Raw genomic sequence first — 12203 nt, 5'->3', positions numbered from 1 at the left:
TGCGCATGTCGGGCACAATGGTCCCGCCCGCGAACCCACACCGTCCCGGAGTAGTCGTAATGTCCCGTGTAAGCCCCTGGTGGACCGGCCAGATCGGCCAGGCCAACGCCATCAACGACATCGACGGCCAGCTCGCCGCCGAGCGGGCCGCGCGCCACCGCGAAGCCAGCCGCCTCGCCTCCGAACAAGCCAAGGTCGCGCAGCACCTCGAACAGGTCGGCTCCCGGATCGACTCGGTCACCGACCAGATCAGCACCGTCCTCGAATGGACCGAACTACGCTTCCAACTGCTCGAATTCGACGAATACCAGGCGCGCAAGGAGATCCGCAAAGCATTCAGGACTCTCGCCCAGAACGGTCCGGCCGTCGTGGCCGAGGTCGACGACGTCCCCGGCTACTGGATGCCGCCGGCCGCACTGGCGGTCCTACCGCTGATCCTGCGCGAGCGCCACCCCGCCGCCGTCCCGGCTCGCCGCCGCGGCGCGAACCCTTTCGAGGACGTGCGGTTCGGGCTCGAGTCCGCCCGCCAGCGCGACGCGGTCCGCGCCGAGCTATTCAACCTCGCCGTGGGCGTGTGCTTCGACCAGCCCGCGTTCATCGATGCTGCCGTGCCGCGGCTGCTATCCGAACCGGTCGGCCTCGGCCAGACCGCAGCAGGCCACGTGGCCCACGGCTGGCGGACCCTGTGGAAGCACGCGGCCCTCGGCCGCTTCGGCCCGGCCGCCGCCGAGCAGCTGTCCGGCCGTCTCGCCGCTCTCTTCGACCCCGCCGCCGTCGGCGAGGAGGAACTCCAGGCCTGGGACCGGGCGATCGAGGTGTTCGGTTCCGACGGTAAAACCGCACCGACGAAGGCCGAGACCTTCACAGCGCTACGCGCCCACTTCGCGGTTGAACCCGATCACACCGAAGCCCTCGCGGCGTTGGACGACACGAGCTGGCGCACCTACCTCCAGGAGCTCATCGAAGAGCCCAGCCCCGCTGAACGGCCGCTGGTGCGGGCTATGGAGGACCTGCACTTGCCTGCCGAGCAGGCGCGGCTCTCCGCGCCGAGCTGGGGCCAGGCCGCCGGGACGCTCGTGACACTGGTCCGCAGTGACCTGTTCGACCCCGATACCCCGATCCCGCTGCGCCGCCTCGCTTTCCAACTAAGTGCTCCGCTGCTGCGCTCGCGTCTCGCCGGGGTGCTCGTCGCACCCGCACCAGTCGTCACCGCCATCACGTACCGCACCGCGACCGTCGAGGTCACGAGCGAAGGCCACGACACGGAACAGCTCGCCGCCGTCGAACGCGCCATCGCGGTGGGCTATGCCGACTCCCCTTCCAAGACCGTCGGCACCATCGTGTTCACGGGCCTCACGGCCCTCGCCCTCGTCATGGTCGTCTTCGGCCAGTGGTTCGTGGCGGTCCTGTTCGCACTCGGCGCGCTCATCCCCGTGGGGAAGTACCGCAGCGACCGCAATACCGCCCAGTATGAGGCGGCCCGCCGTGACCAGCAGCTGGCCGAGTTCCGTTCGGCACTCGCACAGGCCCGCGCGGCCAACGCCGCCCAGCAGCGCCGCCTGGCCGAGCAATACCAGGCCGACCGCGAGGCCCTCGCCCACTTGATCGCGTCGCTGCCCGCCGATCGGGGCTGACGCCGAAGCCGACATCCCCAGGGCCCGATACGGATTGATTGGACGATACGGCATCGGGTAGAGCATGAGGCTTCCTACGATCGGCCCCGTGGATGACATCAACGAACCGGGGTGCCCAGCACCCCCTCTCCGCGGACCCCCCGACAGCCGTGCTGGCCAAACGGTCGCCCACTCCGCACGCGGCGAACGCGGTGCTATGTGTCAGGTGGCTTGAGCGACATCCGAAACGGGCTTCGGCGGATACGGAACGCCGCCTATAGCCTGAGCTCGGTCGTATAGCTGCTCGTTGGCCGCAGACATATGGGCAACCGTGTGACAACCGGGGGATGCGGTACGCAGGACGGCGAAAAGCGCCGCGTCCGATGGCGCGCGCAGCATCGGTACATGGCCAGGTCGGAAGCGTTTGATGAGTATGACGCCGCTGAGGCCGATGTCGGCGGGTGTGGTGTGGGCCAGCGTGTGTTCGATGAACGTGGCGGCCTGGGCGGCGGGAAGGATGATCTGGCCCCATGGATGGGGTTGCTCCCACTCTCCGAGCTCGACAAGTTTCTCCACGTCCGGCCGCATACGGTCGGCAAACTCGACGAACGAAAGCTCTTCGACATCGGAGGGTGAGAGCCCACTGGGCGGGCTACTCGCGTCGTACATCACGGCCTTGAGCTCGAAGCCGGACGACTTGACCTGGCCGGAGACGTGGTCTGCGCTGATGAGGCCCTGCTCGGCGATGAGCTCGGCTACCGAGGCGCAATGCAGGCTGAACGAGAGCACCCGCTCCGGCGCTGTGATCAGGCGAAGGGTAGCCGTCGTGATGACGCCGTGACGGCCCATCCCGGCCCGCAGCGAATCGAAGAGGGGGCGACGGTGGGTGGGCGAGCAGGTGACGATCTCCGCCTCGGGCGTGACCGCCTCGAGCTCGATGACGTTTGCTGCCTGAGTGCCGTGAATGTGGGAGGCGCCGCCGATGCCAGCGGCCGAGAGCGTCCCACCCACGGTCAGGTCGAGGTAGTCGGTCAAGACCGGCGGTACGCGTGCGTACGGCAGCGTCGCGTCCAACACCTCACGCCAGGTTGCCCCCGCGTCCACGGTGACACTGTCCTCGCTCACCCGATGCACGGTGATCATGCCGCGCATGTCGAGGGCGATGCCGTCGGTCAAGGACTCGCCCCGTGAGGAATGGCCGCAGCCCCGCACAACCACGTCCGCGGCCTCTCCGGTTGCAGCGTCCCGGATGACGGCGGCGATCTCCGCGGCGGAATTCGGGCGGACCACCAACTGGGGGGTGCGGCAGGTCATTCCGCCGAAATCACGCATCGCACCACGAAGGTCCGCGTCCGCCATAGCCAGACTTTAGCGGGACCCTATGCGAAAAGGCCGCTACTGACTGTCCCCGTCGTAAGGGGAACATCGGGAATAGACGTACAGCTGAGTCTCGGGTTCGGCCTGGGCAATGGCAGGCGTGTTGTCGACAACCCTCATATCGAGAATGGCGAAGCCAGCTTGTTCCACTACTCGACAGAGTGCGTCGCGTTGGTAGCCACTGACCCGAACGTCGGTATCCAGGAATTTCACCGGTGTGTCGTCGAGGTCCGCCTCGACCATGCTGATCAACAGGTATCCGCCTGGCTGGATGGCCTTGTGCAGGACGGAAAGCGCTCGGAGTATGTCGGTTCTGGGCAGCATGAGCAGTGAGAAGAACGCGACGGCACCGTCGAAGCCGCTCTCGGTGAGGTCCAGGACGTCACAGTTGTGGATGATGGCCTCGGGAACCGCAGCGGAGGCGGCAGAGACCATCGCAGGTGAGATGTCGATGCCCACCACCTGAATTCCGGCGTCAACGAGCTGACGGGCGGTAGGAACGCCGGTTCCGCAACCGACGTCCAAGACTCGCGCGCCAGAGTCGAGGCGCTCAGCGAGCCACATGCCAGCGCGAACCTGTTCGGGCCTGTCCCGGTAGGCCGTCTCGTAGCGCTGCACGAGTTGATCGAAGACAGGCGCCTGCGACGCCCGCTGTCGCGCGGTGGTCGGTGCCCGTCCCGGATCCAGAGATGGATCTGGCTGGCGTTCTACCATGTGCACCACGCCCCCTCGTTTCGACCAGACCCCGAGGGTACCGCTCACTCCATCCAACTCGGCGGGCTATGGACTGACGGCCTTGCTGTCTCGAAACCTGAACTGGGGCTTGGAAGATAGACTTGGACGAGACTCCTGCGCAGTCGCACAGGATCGGTCCAGGACGGTTGGGGTGATGTGACCGCAGCGCTATTGGCCGCTGCCGCAGGCATTCTCGGGATCGTGGTCGGCAGACTGTGGGACAGCCGATCAGAGGCTGCTCGGTGGCGACGAGATCAGAAGACCGCGAGCTACCAACGGTTCGCCGAGCAGTTCGAAGCGATGTACGAAGCGATTCGGACTATTGCGCTCACCGACGTGAGCGCTGAGGCACTCCCATCGGTGATTCAAAACGCTCGCACCAGCAACTTCGTACCCTGGGACAGCGCGCTCGCGGCGGTTTGGCTGCATGGGTCGGGGGATGTCGTCACCACGGCGACGCTGGTGGACCGCGCGATCCTCGAACTATTCCACGATGCACCAGAGCGGTTGTTCACCGTTGACGAGTGGAACCATGCGCGACGACCGGCTCGAGAGTCGTTCGAACGGTTCATCGGAGCCGCGCGCGCAGAACTCGACCTACCGTCGGTGCCGATCACGCTGTTTCCAGAGACGCCCGCACCGCTACCAGCGCGGCCACGATGGAGATTGGGTTGGCTCCGCGGATCGTGACCAGTTGCGTTGCGGCCGGATAACACCGCGCCAATTGCGCCCCCATCCGGCAAGCTCTCTTCCCCGACGTGAGCAGTTTTTTTACCGGGACTCAGCAAATGGGCGGGTCACCACCTGAATGCACGTCAGAGTTCTATTCCCTCTGATACAGCTGCGCCAGTAGCGCTTTCAGGCCCTACGGCATTGTCCGGCCGGATTGCGCGGTCTTCCCGGATTTCCCGTACGTCGTCCTCCGCTGCCCGCTGGTCGGCAGGAAGATCGCAGCGGCGTTGGAGTTCTGCGTGGCCGGCTGCGAGGACGTGACGCCGCCGCTCGATATCGGCTGCGAGGCGGTGTCTGTGTAGCTGTTGATCGAAATCCGGGGTGCTGGTGCGGGTCCAACGGAACAGCGCCGCGTCCGTCGCGGTAGCCAGAGCGAGCTGGGTGGTGAGGTCGCGGATTCGCTGGTCGAGCTCGCTGTCGGTGAAGTGCCGAAGCTCTTGATCCGGGTTCGGCTCGACGTGTCCAGGTGTCGGCGCCGTGTCGTGGATGGCGGGGCTGGTGGTGCCGACAGTGTGGAATTCGCTTCGAGCCGGAAGGTCCAACGGGGTGGTGGGTTCGACGCCGAATCGCTGGAGCTGGGCAAGTTTCCATTGGTAGCGGAAGCGGGCTTGGTTGAGTTCTGCCAGGTCGAGATCATCTGCGGTGAGGCGCGCGGTTTCGACGGTCTCGGCGGTGACGACTCCGGTGAGTCCGGCGGCTTCGAGTAGGTCGTGGAAGGCGTTGTCGGAGAGAGTTTTCGCTCGGTTGGCGGCCTCGGCCGCGGAGTCGGCGCATATCGTTGCCATGTACAGATCGAGAACATCACTGTCGGTCGGTGGGGGCGCACGGAGGTCGGCAATCTGCTCAGCGAACCTTGTCCGTGCGGCGGGGTCGGGGATAGCCGCGAGCAGCGCGTCGAGATCAACCAGGTCAGTGTCGCGGTCTTTGTCCTGGATGCGGGTGGTGAGTTCGTCGATGCGGGTGCGGTAGGCGGCAGCTTCCCGGTCGGCGGCGATCCAGTCGGCATGTGCCTCGCGGGCAGCGAGCAGGTAGGGGCGTTGTTCGTCGCGGCGGGCGCGCAGCTGGTCGAGATAGGCTTGCATGGCTTGGAGGTGGCGACCTGCGCCGCAGTGGTAGGCAATAAACAGATCGCGGTAAGTGCGGGCGTAATCGTCGTGCTCGGCACGCAACACCGTGGCGCGTTCGTCGGAGGGGAGCTCACGGTGGTCAAGGATGGTGGCTGGGTCCACCGGCAATTCCCAACTCGTGTCGTCCTCGTCGGAGAACTCGCTGTCGAGCGATCGCTCTGCGTCGACGGCGGGTGAATCACCCGGTGGAGCAAGTGCTTCCAGCGAGGCGAGATAGTCCGCATCGGTGTCGATCGGAAGGTGCGGGGCGCGTGGATCGGGGGCGTCGAGAGGGTGGGCGCCGCGATATTCGATATCGGGTGGGCAGCCCTGGCGCGCAGCGTATTCCTCGTCCTCGTCGGGGTGTGTTGGTTCCTCTTCCGGCAGTTCCGCAGCGGCGCGGTGGAGGTTGAGGTGGTGGCGGGTGATGGCGGTGATTCGCCATGCCAGCGCGGTGACGTAGTGGTCGGGGCGAGGCCGGTCGGCGGGATCGCTGGCATCCAGGAGAAGCTCACTGGCGGTGGACAATAGGCTGCGGGGCGTCCAGCGGGTCGGGTCGGCGGATTCGACCGCGGCAACCAGGCGGGGCCATGTGGGATCGGCCTGTGCCAACGCGGTGAGATCTGGGCCGAGGATGTCTTCGACGTCGGTGATCCACGACGGGCGCAGCGGATCGGTGTGGCGGTAGTCGGTGTCGAGAACGCCGAGATCGAGATCTCCCGCCAGCCGCCACCACAGTGCGGCGGTGGGTTGTTCGTCGGGTAGCGGTCCACGTTCGGCGGCACTGTGTAGGAGTGCGGGAACGTCGATTCCGGAGCGGTGAGCGAGGTCGAGCCGGTTGGCCAGTACGGGCCAGAAGGGGTCCTCGGCAACGCGGGGATCGATGTCGTCGACGGCGGGAAGCCATTTGCCGAGAGTGTCGGTGAGCTCGCCTGCCAGTGCGGTGACGCGTTCGTCGAGGACGCGTTGGTGGCGGCCGGTGATGCCGAAGTCTGGCAGTCTCGGCCCGGTCGGTCGGTGGTCCGCGTCGTCGATGCGGCGGGCGGCCCGCCACACCGCCAGATCCCCTACCACGCTGGGATTGCCCGTAAAAGATTGTGTCTGGAGAGGCCGGGACCAGGCGGGTGCGGTGGCCGCCGTCCATGCCTCAGATTGGTGCCCGACGTGCGTGGCGAGATCGGAAACCAACCGGGCGCGCGCGGTCAGGTAGGGACCGAATTCGGGGTCGTCGCGTAAGGCATCGGGGATGCCGGTCAGCCACGGCAGCGGCCCTGATCCGCTGGAGTGGGTGCCTGTGCGGTCCAGCCGCCAGTCCAGCACCGCAGCAGGGTCGCGGACCCCGTCGAAGTCACGTTCGGCGACCGCCGCGGCCAATCGTTCGAGCGGGTCACAGGGATGCCCGTCCTCGCCGGCAGAGATGGCGATGATGGCCAGATGTTGCCGTAACGCGGGCCACCCGCCGTAGTCGGTGAGGCCGGGAAACAGCTGCGATGCTTCGCTGTCGATGCGGCACATCACCTCAGGGCCGGCGAGGTGTTCGGCCGCCGCCCCGAGGGCGTGTGTGTAGGCGTCGGCGGCGTGTGCGAGCCGTGTTGCAGGAGCGAACGTTTCGCGGTGACTGGTCGTCGCTGACCTTTGTGTGGTGTCGCGGGACAGGACCTCGGTGAGGATGTCGACCACTGTCGGCGGATGCAAGGCACGTTCGCTGAGCAGGTTGTGTGCGAGATCGACGGCGGTCTGCGCGTAGATGTCGTTGCGGCGGCGACCACGTGAGATCGCCACGTACAGCTGGGCGCGGGTTTCCGATCCGGTGAGCACGCTGTGCCCGACGTCGGCGGTGATGCCTTGGGCGGAGTCGATGGTGGTAGCCCACCCCAACGTCACCTCCTTGAGCACGTAATCACGTGGCAGCAGAACGTGACGGCCGCAGTCGAGGTGCGCCGCGACTATGCTGCCGTCCGAGCGCGCCTCGATCACCTGCCACCGGTATCCATTTCGGACATAGTCGGTACCGCTGATCCGCAACAACGGATTGTTGCGGCGGGTACAAATCACGTCCCCCGCAGACGCTTTCAACCCGTCCGACAGCTCAACTTCCGGCTCGATCTCCGTCGTCATGGCGGCGAGCCGATCGGCCCGTGCCCGCTGGTTCAAAACCGCCACGATCTCGCGCGTAGGGGCCAGCATCACCGCGTCCAATCCGGCGGCACGATCGGCGGCCCACGCCGTGTAGGCGGCGTCGATCACCGTGTCCAAGGTGCCAATGTGGAGGCGATTGCGGTCGGCGTAGAACGCGATCACCGACGGATCACCCTCGCGTACAGCCAGTGTCGCAGCGGCCTCCGCGGGGTCGGTGAATCGCATTACCCGGCTGAGAGTGACCGCACCCGCGATGTCCGCGATATCGCGCAGCACCCCACCCGCAGTGATCGACGCCAACTGACGATCGTCACCGATCGCACGCACCACCGCGCCGCGCCGCAGCAGAAAATCCACGACCAGATCCAGCTGTCGTGTCGAGGCTTTCGCGGCCTCGTCGATGATCACCAGAGTGCCCGCGCCGATCGCGTGCACCCACGCAGGAACATGCACGCGCCCAGAGGTTTCGGGAGTGAGATGGGTCAGGATGTAGGCGAGTTTGTCGATGGTGACCACGGGAACACCGGCGGCGATCTCGCCTTCCAACACCGCGGCCGACGCGGCGGTCGGCGCGAGCCCGAGAACGGTGCCGCCCTCCCCCATCCACGCCCGCACCAGCACCCGCATCGCCACCGTCTTGCCAGTACCGGCCGGAGCGATCGCCACCTGCAAACGCCGCCCGGACGTAGCGAACTCACGCACCAACGCCACCTGCCCGGCATTGAGTTCACGACCATCGTTGTTGGCCGCGAACTCCAGCAACGCGACATCCACCGCGACATCGGCAACCGTGCGACCTCCGGTCGTCTGCGCGGCGGCGACCAGCCGATGTTCGGCGGCCAGCACCACCGCCGAGGTGTACTGCTGCGACTCCGCGACCGTGTACACGCTGGTTCCGTCCGCGCGCCGCAACAGCCGCGGCTCGTCGAATCGGTCGGGTTGGGTACGGGCGATCGACCGTGACGGCGAGAGCGCCGCCTCCATAACGGCCGCTGCCGCCTGCTCCCATTCGTCGGCGGTGACCTGGCCGCGGATCTGCCGTTCGACTTCTGATCGCACGTGTGTGACCTGCCATACCGAACGCTTACGTGACACCACATCTATGACCCGATCCGCCGCACCCGCAACCCATTCCGGGCTCACCCGGACCCGCTGCACCGGGCGGGGATGGCAGGCGTTCCAAATCATCTCCGCCACTGCGGCCTCACCGCCGAGTAGCTCCACCGCCTCCTGCCACCAGATGGCGCGTTGGTCCGCCAGGGAGCGGAGTTGGTGCTTGGCGGGGCGTGTGTCGAGGGTGGCACGTTCGGACAGCTTCAGCATCTCTACCGTGGTCGGCTCACGCCCCCACTCGGTGTGGAAGTGGCGAGCGAGTTCAGCGAGGCGCGCCTCGATCGCGGCGTCACGGCGAGACCACAACTCCCGCAGCGCCTCCGCGACACCTACGATCTCGCGGATCGGCCGCTTGTCCGGATCGCCGTCACCGCGATCAGCGAATTCCGGCCCGGCAAAGGCGTTCACGTAATGCTCGGAGCGGGTGTTGTAAATCTCCGAAGCGGTGACCAGCACCCGGTACAGCATCCGAGCATCCAGCGCCCGCCACAGCCCGCCCTCGCGCGTGCGGACCTTGGTCGAGATCACCACGTGCGTGTGCAGATCCGGGTCACCGGCGCGGCTGTCGCGATGCTCGAACGCGGTCGCGACCAACCCGCGCGTATCCACCTGCGCGACCCCGTTCGCCCCCAACCGGGTGTAGGCGGCATGCGCTTCCAGGAACGCCAGCGCATCCGAAACCGCCATGCGGTGCGCCCGCTCGATCTTCTCCGCGATCGCTCGTGGCGCGATCGCCCACAGCACCGAAATCGACTTCACGGGAGAGAAACAGACATCGAAACCCGCGACGGCGGTCGTCGCGTTGCGTGAGTTACGGGCGACCCAGCCCGACAGCTCGCGATCGTTCAGCGGCGGACGATCGAACTCCGCGCAGAACAGTTCGCGCGCGACCCGTGTCCGGATCTCCGCTCGAACCTCATCAGGAATCGGAGCGTTCCAACGCTCCCCCTGGTCCAGGTTGTAGTCGGTGAACTCTTCGGCGCACCGACGCCGAAACTCACTGGCCTCGGTGAAGATTCGGAACGGCTGCCCCAGCTGCGACTCCGCCAACGCCGCACGTCGCGCGTCCTTCGGTTTCGCGCCAGCGTCCAGCTGCTCGGCATACACGCGGTCCTCGATCGCCTCCGCGTCCGGGTGCCGCCCCAGCCCGAACAACGCCCGCATCTGTGGCTCGGTGACCGCATCCCCCGCAGCGATCGAGTCGAACTCCGACAGACCCGAACCCATCCAGACACCAGGCGACTCACCCTTGACTGAGTAATAATCGGCCAAGGAATTACGCCCACGCTCGCTGACGTCGTGAGCCGCTGTCTGCCGTAGGTAGTATTCGAACCCGTCACCGGCAGACAGTTTGTGAACTGTCGCCGTCATTTCCCCACATTAGACGCGTGGAGGCATTGTCGGCCAAAAACGGAGAGCCACTCTCAGGCCGCTATTCTATTGCTCTCATTCCATTCTAAGATTTCCTATCGAGCTCGTGCACACCGGGACAATTTCAGCGGCAGACTCCCCGCTCAGAACAGGCTTGTCGCCGTTCGGGCGATAGCACCCAATTCGTTACCCTGAATGCAAGAGGTCTGAGATGACGAAATCGAAGCACAGGGGTGGACGAGGGCGGACTGGACACGAACGGGCAGAAATCAAGATGGCATGTACTCGAATGGGCGATCATGGCGAGATAAGCAGAACAGTAATAGCCTGGTAGCTCATTCCACCGCCGGACGGTCGAAAAATCTCGGCCGCATACTCGATCCGCGGTTTCACCAGACCGAAAGGACGAAATCAATACCTTCGAGGAAGGGAGACGACACCATGGCATCAAAGAAGTCCGTCGTATCGGCCCGGCAGCGAGCCCACCAAGCGCTCGCCGCGCACCGTCAGGAACGCATTGCGCGGGAGAAGGCCAATGAGGCCGATCTTGTCGCCTTCCTGCTGCTCGAACAGCAGATCGGCGAGGCCGGCCAGACCTATCGTCACACGATCTCCGCACTACGACACCAGCAGGGAGTCCACCTGCGGCAGTGGCGCGACCGCGGGGAGCGGCTCTCGGCCATCGCCGATCTCACCGGCAGGTCCGTCGCCGAACTCGGCCGCGTCATCAAGTCGGCCACAGCGCCGAACCGAACCCAACAGCCGAACAGTGCCGCGCCTCTGGATCTCTCACGATGAACGTCGACGGTGGCCGCTGCTGCCGCAGCATCGCAGTGGGACCCGTCCCGCCGTGAAGTGGGCGACGATGCCCGGTGCAAGCGCTTCGCTCGGTGATCTAGTCCGCCTTCCGAACCGTGGAGCTGTCTTCGCGGATCGATCGCAGAATGGTGGCCGCGTGATCGACGAACAGCAAATGACCGGCGCCCGCCACTTCCTCGAACGTGGCATCGGGGATCGACCTGGCCAGCCGTCGACCGTCTTCCACCGGTACGTTTCCGTCGGCGTCACCGTGCCACACATCCACGGGCACAGTGATGTTGGCGGGGTCGAACCCCCACGGCCGCGCGAACAACAGTTGGAAATCCAGCGCCACCCCCCGACTGCCCGTGGCGAACGCGGTATTGATGTTCTCGCCGAGCTGATCGCGCAGCCGATCATCCCCGGCGATCCGCGCACGATCGGTCGCAGACATCCGCGCGATCATGGCGTCCAATCCGCGCGGCTTGCGCACGATCTGCGCCATCCGTGCCGCCGCCGGACGCGCCAGCCATGGAAACCGCCGCAAGATGAGTAGCCCGCCAGCGGGTTTCACTCCACCAGCACCTTTCATCGCTGCTGGATCGTCGAACGGGGCCACCGAGCTCACCACCACCGCTTTGCTGACACGGTCCGGTAACCGGTACGCGCTCGCCAGCGCGAACGGACCACCCGCGGACGCGCCGAGCACCGCGAACCGGTCCACTTGGAACCGGTCGGCTACCGCCGCCGCGGTGTCGGCGAAGTCGACAATCCGCTCGCGCGCAGACAGTGTCGACATTCCCATCCCGGGGCGATCGATCGCGATCAGCCGTACACCCACCTCCGCCGCCGGCGCGTCGGCGAAAGCAACACCCTCCACGTGCGAGCCTGGCGCGCCGTGAAATGCCAGCACCGGATAACCGTCCCGGTCACCGCACTCCATCCCGCCCACCGTCGCACCCTGCCACGTCATCGTCCATGGTGTCGGAGTCATCACGCCTCGAAGATTAGAAGCCAGCGAACCTCGAGCACTCCGAAATGACTGACGCTGTCCTGTTTTAGGCACTTCCCGCACACCAATTGCGGCCAACCGGCCTACCTGCACGAACGACCAGAACCTACTCCAGGCTGACGGATCGCGCGGCGCTGAGATTCCACGAGTGCGATGCAGTTCCCGGTGGAAACATCTACCCGGCCGTGTGATTCCACCGAGCTGCAC

Annotated in this window: 6 protein-coding genes; 2 read left to right on the top strand and 4 right to left on the bottom strand. The window is 66.0% G+C overall.

The annotated features are described in order from the left end of the window. Positions 1–59 precede the first annotated feature (59 nt). Positions 60–1634: a hypothetical protein gene (locus tag NU1_RS21165; RefSeq protein WP_067523525.1), complete on the top strand. Its 1575-nt coding sequence runs from the start codon at positions 60–62 to the stop codon at positions 1632–1634. 201 nt (positions 1635–1835) lie between these two features. Here NU1_RS21165 and NU1_RS21160 read toward each other — a convergent pair whose 3' ends face one another. The 3 genes from NU1_RS21160 to mobF all read right to left on the bottom strand — a co-directional run bounded on the left by NU1_RS21160 (position 1836) and on the right by mobF (position 10186). Continuing rightward, the gene (locus tag NU1_RS21160; protein ID WP_067523524.1) at positions 1836–2972 is read right to left on the bottom strand and encodes an FAD-binding protein; all 1137 of its coding nucleotides are present in this window, start codon (positions 2970–2972) and stop codon (positions 1836–1838) included. A 36-nt stretch (positions 2973–3008) separates the two neighbouring features. Continuing rightward, a complete protein-coding gene (locus NU1_RS21155; protein WP_067523570.1) occupies positions 3009–3704 on the bottom strand; it encodes a class I SAM-dependent methyltransferase in 696 nt (231 codons plus the stop codon). 836 nt (positions 3705–4540) lie between these two features. Then, a complete protein-coding gene (mobF, locus tag NU1_RS21145) occupies positions 4541–10186 on the bottom strand; it encodes a MobF family relaxase (protein ID WP_084521661.1) in 5646 nt (1881 codons plus the stop codon). A 441-nt stretch (positions 10187–10627) separates the two neighbouring features. Here mobF and NU1_RS21140 point away from each other — a divergent pair, with 441 nt between their 5' ends. Next, on the top strand, positions 10628–10984 hold the full coding sequence (locus tag NU1_RS21140; protein ID WP_067523521.1) for a hypothetical protein: 357 nt from the start codon (positions 10628–10630) through the stop codon (positions 10982–10984). A gap of 97 nt (positions 10985–11081) precedes the next feature. Here NU1_RS21140 and NU1_RS21135 read toward each other — a convergent pair whose 3' ends face one another. Next, the gene (locus tag NU1_RS21135; protein WP_157552688.1) at positions 11082–12074 is read right to left on the bottom strand and encodes an alpha/beta fold hydrolase; all 993 of its coding nucleotides are present in this window, start codon (positions 12072–12074) and stop codon (positions 11082–11084) included. Between the last annotated feature and the right edge of the window lie 129 nt (positions 12075–12203).

Source organism: Nocardia uniformis NBRC 13702, from assembly GCF_001613345.1.
GTDB lineage: Bacteria > Actinomycetota > Actinomycetes > Mycobacteriales > Mycobacteriaceae > Nocardia > Nocardia uniformis.
Note: the sequence above shows the minus strand (reverse complement) of the source record. Positions and strands in the feature narration are given on the sequence as shown.

Bases quoted from the DNA above. Each gene is read 5' to 3' on its own strand.
- NU1_RS21165 (WP_067523525.1), top strand. From the start codon at position 60: ATGTCCCGTGTAAGCCCCTGGTGGACCGGCCAGATCGGCCAGGCCAAC.
- NU1_RS21160 (WP_067523524.1), bottom strand. From the start codon at position 2,972: ATGGCGGACGCGGACCTTCGTGGTGCGATGCGTGATTTCGGCGGAATG.
- NU1_RS21155 (WP_067523570.1), bottom strand. From the start codon at position 3,704: ATGGTAGAACGCCAGCCAGATCCATCTCTGGATCCGGGACGGGCACCG.
- mobF (WP_084521661.1), bottom strand. From the start codon at position 10,186: ATGACGGCGACAGTTCACAAACTGTCTGCCGGTGACGGGTTCGAATAC.
- NU1_RS21140 (WP_067523521.1), top strand. From the start codon at position 10,628: ATGGCATCAAAGAAGTCCGTCGTATCGGCCCGGCAGCGAGCCCACCAA.